The organism is Cryptosporangium sp. NPDC048952 (assembly GCF_043197895.1).
In the GTDB taxonomy this organism is placed as follows: Bacteria; Actinomycetota; Actinomycetes; order Mycobacteriales; family Cryptosporangiaceae; genus Cryptosporangium.
On sequence record NZ_JBICTY010000006.1, the window covers coordinates 285,173 to 300,912 of the forward strand.

The 15,740-nt window shown below is 69.2% G+C and carries 19 protein-coding genes and 1 pseudogene; 7 read left to right on the top strand and 13 right to left on the bottom strand.

Translation table 11 applies throughout. The features are described from left to right. Positions 1-37 precede the first annotated feature (37 nt). Positions 38-952: an alpha/beta hydrolase gene (locus tag ACGFY5_RS31695; protein ID WP_392725584.1), complete on the top strand. Its 915-nt coding sequence runs from the start codon at positions 38-40 to the stop codon at positions 950-952. An 8-nt stretch (positions 953-960) separates the two neighbouring features. On the opposite strand, the gene ACGFY5_RS31700 is transcribed toward ACGFY5_RS31695, so the two are convergent. Then, positions 961-1,122, bottom strand: coding sequence for a hypothetical protein (locus ACGFY5_RS31700; protein ID WP_392725587.1), 162 nt, complete (start codon positions 1,120-1,122; stop codon positions 961-963). A 91-nt stretch (positions 1,123-1,213) separates the two neighbouring features. On the opposite strand from ACGFY5_RS31700, the gene ACGFY5_RS31705 reads away from it, so the two are divergent. Continuing rightward, complete coding sequence (locus tag ACGFY5_RS31705) at positions 1,214-1,822, top strand: DsbA family protein (protein ID WP_392725588.1); 609 nt, start codon at positions 1,214-1,216, stop codon at positions 1,820-1,822. Between the two features lie 7 nt (positions 1,823-1,829). Here ACGFY5_RS31705 and ACGFY5_RS31710 read toward each other — a convergent pair whose 3' ends face one another. Both ACGFY5_RS31710 and ACGFY5_RS31715 read right to left on the bottom strand, forming a co-directional pair. After that, complete coding sequence (locus ACGFY5_RS31710) at positions 1,830-3,632, bottom strand: pyridoxamine 5'-phosphate oxidase family protein (RefSeq protein WP_392725590.1); 1,803 nt, start codon at positions 3,630-3,632, stop codon at positions 1,830-1,832. Next, the gene (locus ACGFY5_RS31715; protein WP_392725593.1) at positions 3,629-4,186 is read right to left on the bottom strand and encodes a TetR/AcrR family transcriptional regulator; all 558 of its coding nucleotides are present in this window, start codon (positions 4,184-4,186) and stop codon (positions 3,629-3,631) included. Before ACGFY5_RS31715 ends, ACGFY5_RS31710 begins: the two co-directional genes overlap by 4 nt. A gap of 61 nt (positions 4,187-4,247) precedes the next feature. Between ACGFY5_RS31715 and ACGFY5_RS31720 the strand changes: the two genes are divergently transcribed. Then, on the top strand, positions 4,248-4,856 hold the full coding sequence (locus tag ACGFY5_RS31720; protein ID WP_392725594.1) for a hypothetical protein: 609 nt from the start codon (positions 4,248-4,250) through the stop codon (positions 4,854-4,856). Here the strand turns inward: ACGFY5_RS31720 and ACGFY5_RS31725 are convergent. From ACGFY5_RS31725 to ACGFY5_RS31755, 7 genes and pseudogenes are all read right to left on the bottom strand, one after another. Next, positions 4,853-5,125: a hypothetical protein gene (locus ACGFY5_RS31725; RefSeq protein WP_392725596.1), complete on the bottom strand. Its 273-nt coding sequence runs from the start codon at positions 5,123-5,125 to the stop codon at positions 4,853-4,855. The genes ACGFY5_RS31720 and ACGFY5_RS31725 overlap by 4 nt on opposite strands. Before the next feature lie 41 nt (positions 5,126-5,166). Continuing rightward, a pseudogene (locus ACGFY5_RS31730) lies at positions 5,167-5,310 on the bottom strand (NADP oxidoreductase); the annotation flags it as partial. 48 nt (positions 5,311-5,358) lie between these two features. After that, complete coding sequence (locus ACGFY5_RS31735) at positions 5,359-6,288, bottom strand: NADP-dependent oxidoreductase (RefSeq protein WP_392725597.1); 930 nt, start codon at positions 6,286-6,288, stop codon at positions 5,359-5,361. A 62-nt stretch (positions 6,289-6,350) separates the two neighbouring features. Beyond that, positions 6,351-7,205, bottom strand: coding sequence for a helix-turn-helix domain-containing protein (locus ACGFY5_RS31740; protein ID WP_392725599.1), 855 nt, complete (start codon positions 7,203-7,205; stop codon positions 6,351-6,353). Positions 7,206-7,223: 18 nt separating this feature from the next. Next, complete coding sequence (locus ACGFY5_RS31745) at positions 7,224-8,207, bottom strand: aldo/keto reductase (RefSeq protein ID WP_392725602.1); 984 nt, start codon at positions 8,205-8,207, stop codon at positions 7,224-7,226. A gap of 3 nt (positions 8,208-8,210) precedes the next feature. After that, on the bottom strand, positions 8,211-9,089 hold the full coding sequence (locus ACGFY5_RS31750) for an aldo/keto reductase (RefSeq protein WP_392725603.1): 879 nt from the start codon (positions 9,087-9,089) through the stop codon (positions 8,211-8,213). Continuing rightward, entirely contained in the window at positions 9,082-9,939 is an 858-nt protein-coding gene (locus tag ACGFY5_RS31755; RefSeq protein WP_392725606.1) for a helix-turn-helix transcriptional regulator, read from the bottom strand. The genes ACGFY5_RS31750 and ACGFY5_RS31755 overlap by 8 nt, the downstream gene beginning before the upstream one ends. Before the next feature lie 148 nt (positions 9,940-10,087). On the opposite strand from ACGFY5_RS31755, the gene ACGFY5_RS31760 reads away from it, so the two are divergent. From ACGFY5_RS31760 to ACGFY5_RS31770, 3 genes are read left to right on the top strand one after another with little or no spacing between them, the layout of a single operon-like run. Beyond that, complete coding sequence (locus ACGFY5_RS31760) at positions 10,088-10,666, top strand: phosphonate degradation HD-domain oxygenase (RefSeq protein ID WP_392725608.1); 579 nt, start codon at positions 10,088-10,090, stop codon at positions 10,664-10,666. Between the two features lie 42 nt (positions 10,667-10,708). After that, positions 10,709-11,356, top strand: a complete 648-nt coding sequence (locus ACGFY5_RS31765; protein WP_392725610.1) for a type IV toxin-antitoxin system AbiEi family antitoxin domain-containing protein — start codon at positions 10,709-10,711, stop codon at positions 11,354-11,356. Next, positions 11,349-12,287, top strand: coding sequence for a nucleotidyl transferase AbiEii/AbiGii toxin family protein (locus tag ACGFY5_RS31770; protein WP_392725612.1), 939 nt, complete (start codon positions 11,349-11,351; stop codon positions 12,285-12,287). The genes ACGFY5_RS31765 and ACGFY5_RS31770 overlap by 8 nt, the downstream gene beginning before the upstream one ends. 3 nt (positions 12,288-12,290) lie before the next feature. Here ACGFY5_RS31770 and ACGFY5_RS31775 read toward each other — a convergent pair whose 3' ends face one another. Together ACGFY5_RS31775 and ACGFY5_RS31780 are read right to left on the bottom strand one after the other, a co-directional pair. Continuing rightward, positions 12,291-13,493 carry an MFS transporter gene (locus tag ACGFY5_RS31775; protein WP_392725614.1) on the bottom strand — a complete coding sequence of 401 codons (1,203 nt, stop codon included), beginning with the start codon at positions 13,491-13,493 and terminating at the stop codon, positions 12,291-12,293. 136 nt (positions 13,494-13,629) lie between these two features. Further along, positions 13,630-13,830 carry an alpha/beta fold hydrolase gene (locus ACGFY5_RS31780; protein WP_392725617.1) on the bottom strand — a complete coding sequence of 67 codons (201 nt, stop codon included), beginning with the start codon at positions 13,828-13,830 and terminating at the stop codon, positions 13,630-13,632. 109 nt (positions 13,831-13,939) lie between these two features. Here ACGFY5_RS31780 and ACGFY5_RS31785 point away from each other — a divergent pair, with 109 nt between their 5' ends. Then, positions 13,940-14,197 carry a hypothetical protein gene (locus tag ACGFY5_RS31785; protein ID WP_392725619.1) on the top strand — a complete coding sequence of 86 codons (258 nt, stop codon included), beginning with the start codon at positions 13,940-13,942 and terminating at the stop codon, positions 14,195-14,197. Here the strand turns inward: ACGFY5_RS31785 and ACGFY5_RS31790 are convergent. Next, on the bottom strand, positions 14,173-15,633 hold the full coding sequence (locus ACGFY5_RS31790) for an MFS transporter (RefSeq protein ID WP_392725621.1): 1,461 nt from the start codon (positions 15,631-15,633) through the stop codon (positions 14,173-14,175). The genes ACGFY5_RS31785 and ACGFY5_RS31790 overlap by 25 nt on opposite strands. Positions 15,634-15,740 lie beyond the last annotated feature (107 nt).

Below are 15,740 nucleotides of genomic sequence, written 5' to 3' on the forward strand. Positions count from 1 at the left end.
CCGAGCCGAACTACTTTAGCGAGAACAGGAGCGACCCGTGATCCGGCACCTCACCATCCCTCGCGACACGCTCGAGTTGGCCGCCGACCTGCACCTGCCTGACGACGACTCCTCCGACCTCCCTGCGGTGGTGCTCTCGACGCCCGGCAGCAGCGTCAAGGAACAGATCGGCGCCAACTACGCCTCGCGGCTGGCCCGGCACGGGTTCGCCGCACTGACCTTCGACCCCGCCTACCAGGGGCAGAGCAGCGGCGAACCGCGCGATCTGGAGGATCCCTACCGACGCGGCGAGGACCTCTCCTACGCCATCGACGCGCTGACCACGATCCCTGGGATCGACGCCGGGCGCATCGGAGCGCTCGGCATCTGCGCAGGCGGCGGTTACGCCGTCCACACCACCCGCACCGACCACCGGATCAAGGCCCTCGCCACCGTGGTCGGCACCAACATGGGAAGCGCCTGGCGCTCCCCCGCCTTCGCGCCCGACGGCCCGGCCGCCGCACTCGACGAACTGGCCGCGGCGCGCACGAAGGACGTCGCCGACGGAACGCTCGAACGCGTCAACTGGCTGCCCGACACCGTGGACGAAGCCGAGGCCGCGGGGATCACCGACATCGACACGATGCAGGCGATGACGTACTACCGCACCCCGCGTGGCCACGACGAACACTCCACCAACCGCCGCCTCCGGCGAAGCGACTCCCTGCTCATCGGCTACGACGCCTTCCACCTCGTCGAGGAGCTGCTGACCCAGCCGCTCCAGGTGATCATCGCCGGCCGCAAGGGTGTCACCCGTCAGTACGAGACCGGGATGCGACTCTGGGAGATCGCCCCCAACCCCGTCGACCTCATGGTCGTCGACGGCGCGGGCCACTACGAGATGTACGACGAGCCCCGCTACGTCGACCCGGCCGTCGAGCGGCTGGCCGCCTTCTACCGCGACCACCTCTGAGCCCGGGGTCACTCGCCGAGTTGGCCGATCCGGTACTCGGAGGAGCCCTCGGCGGTGTGGGCGACGCCCCGGGTGTCCACCGACAGCGGGCCGTTCACCGGGGTCAGCGGTGCGCCTGGCAGCCACGCGGCGAACGCCTTGTCCGCGGCGCCGGGCAGCAGGGCCGGCACCGCGAGCGCACCGAGTCGATCCGGCGGTTACGGGCGGGATCCAGATTCGGCCAGTGGCGATCGTGAGCTTCCCCGACCCAGGAGTAGCACCATGCTCGCCGTCCCCAAGGTGGACTTCTTCTTCGACCCCGCCTGCCCGTTCGCCTGGATCGCCTCCCGGTGGATGCTCGAGGTGGAACAGAAGCGTGAGATCGACCTGAGCTTCCAGGTGATGAGCCCGTCCGTCCTCAACGAGCACCGCGAAATCGAGGACTGGTACCGCACCTTTTGTGACCGGGCCTGGGGGCCGGTGCGGGTCTGTATCGCGGCGGCCGCGGCGCACCGCGACGGTGTGCTTCGCGACCTGTACACGGCGCTCGGAACCCGGATCCACAACGGCGGCAACAAGGACTACGCCGAGGTCATCGATCAGGCACTGGCCGAGGTCGGCCTGCCCGCGACGCTCGCGGCGACCGCGGACAGCACCGACTACGACGAGGCCCTACGGGCCAGCCACCGCAGGGCCCTGGACCCGGTCGGTGAGGACCTCGGCACCCCGTCCATCCACATCGACGGCGTCGGGTTCTTCGGCCCGGTACTGAACGCGATCCCTCGCGGCGACGAGGCGGCCGAGATGTTCGACGCGGCCCTGACTCTCGCTCGCAACCCGCACTTCTTCGAGCTCAAGCGGGCCCGCTCCGGCGGCCTGAACTACGACTGACCCCGGCTCAGTATTCGAAGGCCTCCGAATGCACGTCTTCGCCACCGACCCAGTCCAGGACCGACTCCCGAAAGGCGCGTCCGGTGCAGACGTAGAACCGTCGCTGCCCCTTCTCGCCCGCGCCCAGCACATCGGCCTTCTCGACCCGTCGGGTGTGCACCCGGGCACCGAGCCGGGCCAGAGCATCGCGCTCGAGACCAGGGCCGGTGACGAACAGGTCGGTCTTCGCCGCCAGCCCGTCGATCCGCTCCAGGACGTCGACGGCGAGCGGAATGTCGTCCGCCCGCAGACTCCAGAGAACCCTGAGCTCACGCCCGGATTCCAGGACCTCCGGCGCCTGCGCCAGCAGCGGCGTGATCCCCACGCCCGCAGCTACGACGACGACGTCGTCCGCGGAATCGACGAATCCGACACCCCCGAACCCGAGAACCGCAGCGGTCAGGGTGGTACCGGGCCGCCACCGCGCGAGCAGCTTGGTGACCGGTCCGTTCGTGCGGGCCGTGACGTCGAACTCCGCTCCGCCCAACCCGCCGGAGCGAGGAGGCGGGCTCGAGATCGTGAACGACCGGACGTAATCGTCGTTGAGTGACCGGGGATCGTGGTCACGCATGTGCGACCAGCCACGGTCGAGGTGGGCGGAGAAGTCCAGCGTGACGTGCTGCCCCGCCTGCCAGGGCTCGGGCTGCGGGAAGTCCGACCCGAGGAGGAACGTGTAGCGCGACACCGTCGGCGTGATCGATTGTTTGCCGACGAGGGTCGCGGTCCCGATGCCCGTCGGGCTCACGGCCGGGTCCGAACCGTCGAGTTCGCGGGCCAGTTTGCGGACCGGCGGGTTGTAGGGCGACGGGTCGAGCGGTCGACCACGGAACGGCAGGCCGTCCCGGACGAAGCGGGCTGCGTCGACGTCGATCCGAACGGCGACCGCGCTGTGCGGCAGTAACGCCGCGGCATCGGCGCCGACGAGAATCTCGGCCCGTCCGGTGGCGTACAGGACGTCGCCGGTCTCGAAGTCGGGAAACGTCACCCCCACGGTGGGATCGGTCTTCAGATTGCCCAGCGTCTGGAAGAGGCGGTTCCCGGAGTACTCCGGGTAGACCAGCGTCACGCCCTCGTCGTCGGAGTTGCTGAGCACCCGCACGAACCCCGGGTTCCCGCCGCGGTTGTTCGTGTCCATGCTCTCGGCGCCGTGCCGGCTCGAGATGAAGAAGATGTCAGCTCTCCCGATCAGGTCCACGGCGTCGGGATCCAGCGGGAGCCGGTCGCTGATCAGCTCGGGGGAAGCCTCGTGGGGACGCACGATCTTCCGGTTCAGGTACTTGGGGCAGTTGCCGAGCGTTTCGTCGATGGCGACGGCCATCTGGACGTCCACCCGCGAACCGCTCTCCTTCCCCCGGACCACCCCGCGGAGCATCCGACCGGCGATCTTGACCCGCGTCCGCTGCTCCAGATCCATCGCTAGGCCCGCGACCAACTTTCCGCGTCCGGCGTAATCGACGATCTCGGCGTCGTCGGAGAACAGCGCCTCCAGTACCGGGTCGAACCCCACCCGGCCCGTCGTGGGCCGGAGATGCGCAGGGGTGCTCAGCCCCAGCGCCCCGGCCGCGATGGGCCTCGTCACCCCGGCCGAGCCGCCGAGGACCGTCGTCCAGACGTGGTCGTTCTCGTCCACGGTTCCGAGCGCGAGAAGCGGGCTCTGCGCCATCCAGTGTCCGTAGGCCATCGGCAGGCCGGGGACCGTGGGGTTCTCCTCGTACGGGACGTGGAGCAGACGGTGCATCGCTTCCTCGCCCGAGTGCCACTCGAGAGTCATTTCACCGCTCCGGGGATGGCGAGGGCGAGCGCGGAGTCGAAAACCTCCGGGTCGTCGAACGCGCGGGCGAGAACGATGGCGCCCTGAACGGTCGCGACGATCATCCGGGCCTGCCCGGTGGGATCCGCGGACCCGTACGCCGTGAGGGTGTGCGCGAGTGCGTCGATCCAGGAAGTGAAGTACTGCGACACCGCGGTCGCGAACCGGTCGTTGTGGAAGCTGAGCGAGATCACGCCGCCCAGGCAGACACGCTTCCCGGATCGAAAGTAGTCGCTCACCGACCGGGCCATCTCCTGCAGCGCCTGCTCGGCTGCCGCCCGGTCGCCGGCCGGAACACTCCGCAGGGGGACGAACACGGAGCTCTCGAACCAGGTGCCGATGCTCTCGAGCACGGCTCCCAGCATCTCGTCCTTCCCGCCCGGGAAGAAGTGGTAAAGGCTCCCGTTCGTGAGCCCGGTGGCTGCCGACATGACGCTCAACGACGCGCCGTCGTAGCCGTGCTCCCGGAACACTTCCGCCAGTAACGGGAGGCACGCGTCGCGCGAACTCCTCATCGACCCACCTCGATTAGAGTGATTTCTCTAGAGAGATCACTCTACACGCTAGGCTCGGAGCATGACCGGCCTGACGATGGTGGCTTTCATTCGCGTCCCTGCTGAGCAAGCGCAGAACCTGACGCGGTACGAGGACGCGGTGCTGGGTTTGCTACCCAGCCACGGCGCCCTGGTCGAGCGACGGGAGAAGTCGGCGGACGGCGGCGCGGAGGCGCACCTGCTCAGCTTCCCGTCCCGGGAGGCGATCGACGCCTTCGACGCGGACCCGCGCCGCGCCGAAGCCCGCGAGGGCATCGACGCGGCGGGGGTGGAGGCGTTGCGATTCCTCCTGGAGCCGGAAGACGGCCCCGAGGGCATCGTGCTGTGGCGCTTCCTCACCGAGGAGTGGTTCAGCATCCTGCTGGAGCAGGGGCAGGACCTCTCCGAGATCGACCTTTTCCTGCTCGGGGACGTTCTTTTCGACGTCGATCGCTATGTGGCCGCAGCGCGGCAACTGGCGGGCGCGGGGGCCGAAGACCTGGCCTCGCCGGAGATCACGTTCTACGCCGGCCAGCAGTGGGTGCTGCGGTTCGCCGAGGGCGCTCCGAATCCGGAGGGCGTGCTCGTACTCTTCGACGGACGCGAGGCGGTACGCGTGGAAGAGCTCGATGCGGACGAGGTCACCGACTAGTCGTCGGCCATCGGCTGGATCGGCGCCTTGCGCCGCAGCAGCTCCGGCTTCGAGATCGACCACTCCTTGACCTGGTCCCACTCGATGCGCACCGCGGGGCGCTCCTCGTCCTGGCACCTGTGGTACTTCGGGAGCTGACGCCCGAAGTCGAGCTCGATCTTCGCTCGGAGATCGTCCTCGCCCCGGCCGAACATGCGGATCCGGTAGGTCGCCTCATCGATGGTGAGACCGAAGCCGTATTCGGCGGGAGTGCGCAAGCCTGAAGCCATGGACGCATGATACGTACAGGCGTTCGAAAAAGTCGAGCGGATCAGCCCGGAAATTCGCCGACGCCGAGAGCGAATTCCCAGTGCCCCTGGACAGCCCGCAGACGCAGCCCGAGGCTTTCGACGAACGCCTCCACACCCGCCTTGGCCTGCGCATCGTCGCCGACGAGGAAGACGTCGAGCAGCTCGGCGAACAACTGGCACTGCTCCTCGACGGCGGCACCGCAGAATTCAGGTCAGGCGAGGACGACGGCCTTGCCCGACAGCTCGCCCGCGCCGGCCTGAGCGTGCAGGGCGGGCAGGTCGGCCAGCGGCACCCGCTGGGTGACCTCGATGTGCAGCTCACCGGTGTTGACGCGCGCGACCAGGTCGGCGAGCTGGTCGGCGTCGCTGCGGACGAACAGGTCGATGCCGCGGACACCGCGCGCCTCGTCAGAGGGAGCGGGCATCCAGACCGTGGTGTTGACGAGGGTGCCGCCGTCGCGGATCAGTGTGACCAGCGCGGCCAGCTGCTCGGGGGCGACCGGCGCGAGGTTGAGCGCGAGGTCGACCGGCTCGGTCACCGCCGTGGTCACGTCGGTGGTGGTGTGGTCGACGATCTCGTCGGCTTCCTCGACCCGGGCGCTGCTGCGCGGTGAGGCCACTGCGATCACATACGCGCCGGCCGCCTTCGCCAGCTGCACGGCGTAGCCGCCGACCGCTCCCCCGGCGCCGTTGATCAGCACCCGCTGCCCGGACGTCAGGTTGCCGTGCTCGAAGAGTGCCTGCCAGGCGGTGAGTCCCACCAGCGGCAACGCGGCCGAATCGGCCAGCGGGACGGTCTTCGGCGCCGCCGTCAGGATGTCCGCCGGCGCGATCACGTACTCCGCGGCCGCGCCGGTGCCCGCCATCGGCAGGAAGCCGACGACCTGGTCACCGACCGCGACGGCGTCCACGCCCTCACCGAGCGCGTCGACGGTGCCCGCGACGTCGATGCCGGGGGTGTGCGGGAGCTCGACCGGGATCGGACCCTGCATGAAGCCACCGCGGATGTTGCCGTCGACGCCGTTGAACGACGTCGCCGCGACGCGGATCCGGACCTGGCCGGCGCCGGGAGTGGGCTCCTCCACGTCCTCGTAGCGCAGGACCTCGGGACCGCCGTACTCGGAAAAACGCACTGCCTTCATTACTGGGCCTGCTTCCGTGAGTGGTTTCCGGTGCCCACTCAAGGTCGCAGGATTCGACGCGATCAGCCTGGGCCGAGTTGGCCCACCCGGACGACGGCCGGCCCTGCGGCGGCGCCGACGACCTCGGCGAGCCGCGCCGCGTCGGCGGAACCCGGCGCGGCGGTGAGCATCAGCGCCGCCAGATCGTCGCCCGGAACCGCGAGCAGGCTGCCGACGAGCGTGACCGCCTGACCGTCCGGATGGACGAACGCGGCGCTGCTCTCGTAGGCGGCCACCGGCCGCGGGGTGCGCCACAACGAGTCGAACAGCGGGCTCCGGGTCCGCAGCTCGTCGACGAGCGCGGCGAGGGACGCGTCGGCCGGGTACCGCAGGAGCGTGCTCCGCAGTTGGGCGACGAGGATCGCTTCGTGGTCGGACGCGTCGACGTCGGACTGCCGGAAGTGCTCGAACGGATTGCAGAACGTGCGCCAGGCGACGTTCCAGTCCCACGGGTGACCGGTGAGGTTCCAGTGCTTCAGAGCCATGAATGCGCTGTTGACGGCGACGACGTTCATCGCCGCGTCGGAGACGAACATAGGGGTGTCCGGGAACCGCTCCAGCAGCCGCGTCGCGCCCGGACCGACCTCGTTCGGCACCTGTCCGTCCGCGGCCGCGTACCCCGCCAGCGCGCAGAGCCGCTCGTACTCCGCCCGGCCGATCCGTAACGCCCGGGCGATCGCGTTCACCACACCGGCCGACGGGTGGCTGCGTCCCTGCTCCAGCCGCCGCACGTAGTCCGCGGACATTCCCGCGAGGTCGGCGAGCTCCTCCCGCCGCAGGCCACGGACCCGCCGGTCGCCTACCGGCAGTCCGACGGTCGCAGGCGCCGTGCTTTCACGCAGTTGGCGCACCGCTACCCCGAATTCCTGTCCTCCCACGGTCCTATTGTGCCTGGCCTACCGCTCGATCCACGCCATCTGCGCCTCGGTGTGATGGCCGCCTTCGGCGACCGGCAGCGCGTCGAGCGCCGCGATCTGGTCCGCGGTCAGCTCGACGCCGTCCGCCGCGATGTTCTCCTCGACGCGGCTGACACGCTTGGTGCCGGGGATCGGGACGATGTCGTCCCCCTTGGAGAGCACCCAGGCGAGCGCGACCTGCGCCGGCGTCGCTCCGACCTGGTCGGCGACCTTCCTCACCTCGTCGGCGATCCGGAGGTTCCGTTCGAAGTTCTCGCCGGTGAAGCGCGGGTTGGACTTGCGGAAGTCGCTGTCGTCGAGCGCCTCGATGTCCGCCGGCGTGCTGAGCGCCCCGGTGAGGAAGCCTTTGCCGAGCGGCGAGTACGCCACGAGCCCGATCCCCAGCTCACGCAGGACCGGGATCATCTCGTCCTGGTCGCGGGTCCAGAGCGAGTACTCCGACTGCAGCGCGGTGACCGGGTGCACGGCGTGCGCGCGCCGGACGGTGTCGATCCAGGCCTCGGAGAGCCCGATGTAGCGGATCTTGCCCTGCTTCACGAGCTCGGCCAGCGCGCCCATCGTGTCTTCGATCGGCGTCTTCGGGTCGACCCGGTGCTGGTAGTAGAGGTCGATCCGGTCGGTGCCGAGCCGGCGCAGCGAGCCCTCGACCGCGGTGCGGATGTTGTCGGGGCTGCTGTCCAGGTTCCCCGGGCCGCCTCCGTCGTGGGAAACCATGCCGAACTTCGTCGCGAGCACGACGTCGTCGCGACGGCCCTTGAGGGCCTCACCGACGAGTTCCTCGTTGACGTAGGGGCCGTAGATCTCGGCGGTGTCGAGGAACGTGACGCCGAGTTCGAGGGCGCGGTGGATGGTGCGGATCGATTCGGCGTCGTCGGTGCCGGCGCCGGTGAAGCCGTGGGACATGCCCATCGCGCCCAGACCGATCCGGGAGACCTCGAGTTCGCCGAGTTGTGCGGTACGCATTGATCAGTCCTCCGGGACGGGGCGGCCCCAGGCCGCGAGGGTGACGTCGGCCGGTTCCGGGCCGCCGCGCTTGCCGGTCTCCAGGCCGTCGATCGTCGCCAGTTCGGCGTCGGTCAGCGCGAAGTCGAAGACGTCGAAGTTCTCGGCGATTCGCTCCGGCCGCACGGATTTGGGGATCACCTGCCTGCCCTGCTGCAGGTGCCAGCGCAGCATCACCTGCGCCGGTGACTTCCCGTGCGCCGTCGCGATCTCGCCGATCGACGGGTCCTCGAGCGTGCTGGTGTGGCCGCTGTCGCGGTAGAAGGTGATGCCGCCGATCGGCGCCCACGCCTGCGTCACAATTCCGTGTTCGACGCCGAACGCCTGCACCTCGCGTTGGGCGAAGTACGGGTGCACCTCGATCTGGTTGACCGCCGGTACGACGTCCACCGCGTCGAGCAGGGCGGTGAGGTGCTCGACCATGAAGTTGCTGACGCCGATGGCGCGCACGTCGGCGTCGGCCAAGAGCTTCTCCAAGGCGCGGTAGGCGCCGATGGTCTTGTCGAAGTCCGACGGAAGTGCCTGGTGCAGGATCAGCAGGTCGATCTGGTCGACGCCGAGCTTGCGGGCGGCCTTCTCGAAGCCGTGCAGGGTCTCGTCGTAGCCGTAGTCGCTGATCCAGATCTTCGTCTCGACGAAGACGTCACTGCGGTCGACGCCGGAGCCGGCGATGGCCTCGCCGACCTGGCGTTCGTTGCCGTACGCGGCGGCGGTGTCGATGTGCCGGTAGCCGGTCGCGAGAGCTGCGTCGACGGCGGCGCGGGTCTCGTCCGGCGGGGTCTGGAAGACGCCGAACCCCAGCGCGGGGATCGTGACGCCGTTGTTGAGCGTGAGCTCATGCATGGTGGAGCCCTTCGAGGGTGGCGGCCCAGCTTGCGAGCATTTTCAGCCCGTCGGCAGTCGGGGTGCCCGCGGCCGCCGTGTAGATGTTGAGCGTGAGGTCGGGCTCGGACGGCAGCTGCATCGACTCGAAGTCCAAATCGAGCTGGCCGACGATCGGGTGACGCAGCCGTTTCTGGCCGCTGCGGTGGTACTGCACGTCGTGCGAGGCCCAGCGCTGGCGGAAGACCTCGCTCTGGGTGGAGAGTTCTCCGATCAGTTCGATCAGTGCCCGGTCGTGCGGATTGCGGCCGGCTTCCAGCCGGAGCATCGCGGCGGCGTCGTTGGCGACCCGGTCCCAGTCGACGAAGAACTCCCGGGCGGCCGGGTCGAGGTAGACGAACCGGGTGGTGTTGGCCGGTCGACGTGGGTCTTCCAGGACCGGGGCGTAGAGCGCGCGGCCGAGACGGTTCATGGCCAGGATCTCGTGGCGGCCGTTGCGCACCCAGGCGGGTGCGTCGGAGATCGCGTCGAGCACCTGCTGGACGGCGGGGCGAATGCTACTGCGACGTCGAGCGCTCGGGCGGGCGCCCTTGGCCAGCGCGAACAGGTGTTCCCGCTCCGCTTCGTCCAGGCGGAGCGCCCGGGCGACAGCGTCGAGGACGCTTTCGGAGGCGCCGGAGAGGTTGCCGCGCTCCATCCGCACGTAGTAGTCGATGGAAACGCCGGCCAGCAGTGCTACCTCTTCCCGACGCAGTCCCTTCACGCGCCGGTGGCCCCCGTAGGCGGGAAGCCCGGCCTGTTCCGGCGTGATGCGCGCCCGCCGCGAGGACAGGAACTCGCGGATCTCGGCGCGCTGGTCGATCGGGGGCATGTCTCCACCGTAGGTCGCGCCCCGGGATGAGGGAGGGTCTGTCATTACCCCGAACACGCGGCGACCGGCACCTCCTCTGCGCCGTTGTTCGGCCACCGTTCGACACGTAGTTCCTGGAACGACGCCGCGAGCGGGGACAGTTTCCGGCATGCAGGACATTCTTCAGCTCGACGCGGACCGGCTGACCGCCGACGAGTTCTGCGATCAACTCTTCGCGTTCCTCGAGACCGCCGGTCAGTCGAACTACGACGAGGCGGTCACGCAATTGGAGCACGCGCTGCAGTGCGCTGCGCTGGCCGAGTCGGCCGGCTACGGCCCGCACGCGCAGGTCGCGGCGCTGCTGCACGACATCGGGCACCTGGCGCTGGGCGAGGACGGCGAGTCCGCCGAGCACGACCAGCGCCACGAGATCATCGGCGCCCGGCTCGTGACGCGGTGGTTCGGCGCGGAGGCCGGCGGTCCCGTCGCCCTGCACGTCGCGGCCAAGCGCTACCTGGTGGCGACCGATCCGGCCTACTTCGGCAGCCTCTCCCCCGCGTCGGTCCACAGCCTGGAGTTGCAGGGCGGCCCGATGACGTCGGACGAAGTGACGAAGTTCGAGCGCCTGCCGCAGCACGAGGTCGCCGTGGAGCTCCGCCGCTGGGACGACCTGGCGAAGGACGTCGACGCCGAGGTCCCCGCCCTCGAACACTGGCGCCCCGCGATCACCGCCCTCCTGACCCGCTAATGACGACAACGTTTGTTCCCAAGAAGAGCTACGATCGTTGTCGTGGCAGACTCAGCTTACGCACGACTCGGCGCTATCGCCGAGCAGCGATGGGGCCTGGTCACGACAGCCCAGGCCGAGGCCGCCGGGCTCGCACGTAAGCAACTCGTGCGTATGGCCGCCGCTGGCGCGATCGAACGGGTCGCTCGCGGTGTCTACCGGATGGCAGGGGTTCCACCGCAGTCACAGGAAGCCGTCTACGCCACCTGGCTCGCGCTCGGCGGCGCGACTGCCACCCGGTCGGGAGGGTCTTCACTCGTTGCCGGTGGGGTCACGGCTGCCGTGGTGCACGAGATCGGGGATTTTTTCCTCGACAGGCTCGACTTCATCGTTCCGGCACGCAAAGGCACTCGGCTTCCAGACGTTCGACTACGGATCAGGCAATTGGCCGCCGAGGATGTCATTCCGGTCAACGGCCTACCGGCGCTGACCGTCGAGCGCACCATCGCCGATCTGGTGGAGACAGGCATGGACATGTCACTGGTCGCCCACGCACTGCGTGATGCCGTGAGCCAGGGCAAGGTCACCCGGCCCGAGCGCCTTCGATTTCATCTCACTGTGCTAGCGGCGCGACGCAAGGATGCCCGGCTTCTCACCAACGAACTCGACCGACTTGCCGTCAACCTGTCGACCGAGGGCGATCGTGACTGAGGAATCGGGTTACGGCGATTGGCGCTCGCTGGCGCTGGCGATCAAAGACGCCGCTAAGAAGAGGACGCAACAGGAGGGCGGGGGCATCAGCGCCGCCACCGTCGATGCGCAGATTCGCCAAGCTCGCTACGACCGGTTCCTCTCCCGCGTCTTCGCCGACGGCGAGGCTTCCGAGTGGCTGCTCAAGGGCGGGTTGAGCATGCTTGCCCGAGTCCCCCGTTCCCGCACCACCAGGGACGTCGACCTCGCCGTCCGACACGTCGCCGATCTCGATGAAGCCGATCGCGCGCTTTCAGCACTGGTCGGCGTTGATCTGGGCGACCACCTCACGTTCCGGCTCATCCGCTCGATGCCAACCGGACACGGCGACAATCAGCCCGGAGTCGAGACGCGACGCTTCGTTTATGCCTGCCTGGACGCCGACCATCACACGCAGATCGACACTGTGACCGTCGACGTCGTCATCGGTCCTGCTCCGGTCGGGACCCCGGAGGTCGTCGAGCCGGCCAATCGCCTGTATCTTCGCCGCCCTCTCGTCACACACCCGTATCGGCTGTTTCCTGTCGCTGACCAAATCGCCGACAAAGTGTGCGCCACCATGAGCACGAACTACCCCGGCGGAGAGCGCAGCAGCCGGGTCAAGGACCTGGTGGATCTCGTCGTCCTCGCGCACTCGCAGGTCGTCAATCTAGCGGAGCTACGAGCCGCGATCTCCGCCAAGCGGGCGTCCTGCGGTATGGATCCGTTCGACAGTTTCGACATCCCCACCGGTTGGCGCCGCACCTACCCGGCGACAGCCAAAGGGGTACCTTCCGCACAGACCTATACGGCCGCGACAGCAGCGCATCTGATCGCCGCGTTCATCGACCCAGCGCTCGAGAAGGGGTCGCGCGTCGGCGTCTGGAGCCCTGACGAACTCCGCTGGAGTTGATGATCAGCGGGACCGGGAGAGGGCTCCGGAGATGGCGATGATGATCACGCCGATGATCGCCAGGGCCGTGGCGAGCAGGGCCGGGGCGCGGTAGCCGTAGCCGGCGGCGATGACGACGCCGCCGGCCCATGCACCGAGTGCGTTGCCGACGTTGAGCGACGCGTGGTTCATCGCCGCGCCGAGCGTGACGGCGTCACCCGCGACGTCCATGAGACGCAGCTGCAGGTTCGTGACCAGCACCGATCCGAGCCCGGCGAAGACGAACACCACTGGCAGCGCCCACCAGCCGTGCGGTGCGGCGAACCAGAACGTCAACATGGCGAGCGTGGTGCCGATCGCGCCGAGCAGCAGCGACTTGTAGACCGACCAGGACGCCAGCTCACCACCGGCCCACGTGCCCACCGTCAAGCCGAGGCCGAACGCGAGCAGGAACAGCGGGACGACGGATTCCGAGAGCCCGGCGACGTCGGTCACTGTCGTCGCGATGTACGAGTAGATCGCGAACACACCGCCGAAGCCGATCGAGCCGGCCGCGATCGTCAGCCACACCTGGCCGCGGGTGAAGAACATCCGGGCCTCCGCCCGGCCGCTGCTCTGAGCGGTGACCGGCGACGCCGGCACGAACGCGAAGATCAGCGCGACCGCGAGCCCCGCCAGGACGGCGCACGCCAGGTACGTGGTGCGCCAGCCCAGGTGCTGGCCCATCCAGGTCGCCGCCGGCACACCGACGAGGTTCGCGACCGACAACCCCAGCATCACCGACGCGATCGCGCGGCCTCGCCGGGCCGGGGCGACCATCCCGGCCGCCGCCAGGCTGGCGATGCCGAAGTACGCGCCGTGCGGCAGTCCGTCGAGGAAACGCGCGCCGACGAACAGGGCGTAGTTCGGCGCGATGGCCGTGACCAGGTTGAACGCCGCGTACGTGCCCATCAGGGCCAGGAGCAGCCCACGCCGGGGCAGGCGCGCCCCGAGGATGGCCAGGATCGGCACACCGACGACCACGCCCAGCGCATAGGCGGTGATGCCGTGCGCGGCCTGCGGCTCGGTGCGGTGCAGGCCTTCGGCGATCTGCGGAAGCACACCCATCGTGACGAATTCGGTGGTGCCGATCGTGAATCCGCCGACGGCCAGAGCCAACAGGCCTGGGACGACTCGGGTGGGGCTCGCTGCGGCCGGGGTCGTGGCGACGGGCGACGTGACGGTCATACGGTTGCGATTCCTCTGTAGCGGAGGTCCTCAGCCGACGACACCGCGGCATCGCCTCTCGAGAGGTGGGCGACGCTGCCGATCCACCCTAATCCGCTTTTATCCGAGGTGACGCCGGCCGTGGTGTAGCTCTCGTTCAGAGGCTCAGCAGCAGGTCGCGCACGACGACCGGCTGTGACAGGAACGGGTGGTGGCCCGCCTCGATCTCGACGACCCGGCCGGCCTTGCGGGCGAACTCCCGCTGCCGCTCGGCCGGTGTGCCCCGGTCCTGGGCGCACACCAGGTAAGTCGTGGGCACGTCCTGCCAGGCGGCCGCCCCGACCGGCTGGCCCGTCACCTGGACGTTCTGTCGAGCCAGGTGCGCTGGTGCCTGCGCTTGGACGTCGACATCGCAGTCCCGGCCCGGCGAGCCCTACACCGCCACGCTGCGCGCTGCCTGGGCGTCGATGGCCGGCCCGGAAGGCCGACCCTTCCTGCGGATGTTCGGTCAGTGGCGGGAGAACCCGGTGCAGCAGTTGTGGCCCGGCTTCCCGCGTCTCGCGACGACCGACTGGCTCGAACCGCTCGCCGACGGCCTGCGCAGCATCGACCGCGAGCTGCTCATGGACCTCGACGCCACGGGCGACGCCGAGCGCACCAACCGCGCGTTCGACGACTTCCTCGCCACGCTGGAGCCACGTCAGGCGTGTTCCTCGGTCGAGTGAGAGTTGGTGAGCGTGAGCGCACCACCCGCCGCGATCAGCCCGACGATCACCGCCACCACCGCGTAGGTGATCCGCTCGCCGTGGAAGAACGACGCCACGAGGCTCTCGCTCCAGGCGCCCACCGGGAGCTGAGTGGTCACCAGCAGCGCGATGAACGTGCCGATCACGGCGGTTCCGACGCTGGTGCCGACCTCCTGCGCGGTGTCGTTGAGTGCGGTGCCCATCGACGTGCGGTTGGCCGGCATCGCGTCGACCAGCGCGATGGCGCAGATCGTCATGACGGTGCGCAGACCGATCGTCATCGCCACCATGCACGCCGCGATGACGGCGTACCCGTGATCGACGCCCCAGGAGAGCCCGGCCAGCGAGCCGGCCAGGAAGCCGGCGCCGATCAGGCAGGCGATGCGGTGACCGAACTGCTTCGCGAGCCACTCGGACAGCGGTGTCGCGGCGAGCATCGTCACGATGATCGGCAGGTTCGCCAGACCGGCACGCATCGGACTCCACCCGTACGCGTACTGGAAGTGGAGGATCAGCCCGAACATCACGGTGGCCATCGCGATCGACGTCCCGATCTGGGCGATGGCCGCGCCGCGGACGGTGCCGTTGGAGAACAGGGTCAGGTCGAGCATCGGGGCTGCGCTGCGGCGCTCGTGCCACACGAACGCGATCCCCGCGACCACCGCGCCGACGATCGACGCGAGCGTGATCCCGGAGGCCCAGCCGTTCTCGATACCGCTGGTCAGCGAGTAGCAGGCAAGACCGATGGCGGCGACGCTGAGCACGGCGCCGGGGATGTCGAGGACGTCGTCGGTCAGGTCCTCGCGGCGGTCGGCGGGGACGCCGAGCCGGACGCCGATGACAGCGATCAGCGCTATGGGTGCGTTGACGAGCAGCAGCCACTGCCAGTCGAAGTGGGCCAGCACGGTGCCGCCCAGCAGCGGGCCGAGCACGAACCCGGACATGCCGACGACGATCATCACGGTCATCGCCCGCATGCGCAGCGTCTGGTCGTCGAACAGCCGGAAGACCAGCGAGTTGGTGATGGGCGCCATGGCCGCGGCGGCGATGCCGAGGCCCGCCCGCAGGGCGATGAGCTGCCAGCTCTCCGACACGAAGGCGACGCCGAGGCTCAGCAGGCCGAACACGGCGAGCCCGACGAGCAGGACCCGGCGGCGCCCGAGCCGGTCGGCGATCGAGCCCGCGGTGAGCAGCAGACCACCGAACGTCAGCGAGTACGCGCCGGTGACCCACTGCAGCGCAGTGGTGCTGCTCCCGAGGTCACGGGCGATCGTGGGCAGCGCGATCGACAGCAGCGTGTTGTCGACCATTTCGACGAAGAAGGCCAGGCAGAGGGCAGCGAGCGGGATCCAGGCCGCGCCCAGGGAGCGGTAGGTGTGCGACGGAGCGGCGACATCGGGAGACGTGGCGGTCACGGGTCGGGACCTTTCGTATCGAACGCCGCTCGTTCGGAGACGGCCATTCGACTATCGGTAACTGGTGAACGGTCATGAGCTTGATCCCAGCCGCCGTCAGCTCGCGC

Coding starts and splice junctions, on each gene's coding strand:
- ACGFY5_RS31705 (WP_392725588.1), top strand. CDS start 1,214: ATGCTCGCCGTCCCCAAGGTGGACTTCTTCTTCGACCCCGCCTGCCCG.
- ACGFY5_RS31720 (WP_392725594.1), top strand. CDS start 4,248: ATGACCGGCCTGACGATGGTGGCTTTCATTCGCGTCCCTGCTGAGCAA.
- ACGFY5_RS31710 (WP_392725590.1), bottom strand. CDS start 3,632: ATGACTCTCGAGTGGCACTCGGGCGAGGAAGCGATGCACCGTCTGCTC.
- ACGFY5_RS31775 (WP_392725614.1), bottom strand. CDS start 13,493: ATGACCGTCACGTCGCCCGTCGCCACGACCCCGGCCGCAGCGAGCCCC.
- ACGFY5_RS31725 (WP_392725596.1), bottom strand. CDS start 5,125: ATGGCTTCAGGCTTGCGCACTCCCGCCGAATACGGCTTCGGTCTCACC.
- ACGFY5_RS31755 (WP_392725606.1), bottom strand. CDS start 9,939: ATGCCCCCGATCGACCAGCGCGCCGAGATCCGCGAGTTCCTGTCCTCG.
- ACGFY5_RS31715 (WP_392725593.1), bottom strand. CDS start 4,186: ATGAGGAGTTCGCGCGACGCGTGCCTCCCGTTACTGGCGGAAGTGTTC.
- ACGFY5_RS31735 (WP_392725597.1), bottom strand. CDS start 6,288: ATGAAGGCAGTGCGTTTTTCCGAGTACGGCGGTCCCGAGGTCCTGCGC.
- ACGFY5_RS31745 (WP_392725602.1), bottom strand. CDS start 8,207: ATGCGTACCGCACAACTCGGCGAACTCGAGGTCTCCCGGATCGGTCTG.
- ACGFY5_RS31785 (WP_392725619.1), top strand. CDS start 13,940: ATGGCCGGCCCGGAAGGCCGACCCTTCCTGCGGATGTTCGGTCAGTGG.
- ACGFY5_RS31760 (WP_392725608.1), top strand. CDS start 10,088: ATGCAGGACATTCTTCAGCTCGACGCGGACCGGCTGACCGCCGACGAG.
- ACGFY5_RS31750 (WP_392725603.1), bottom strand. CDS start 9,089: ATGCATGAGCTCACGCTCAACAACGGCGTCACGATCCCCGCGCTGGGG.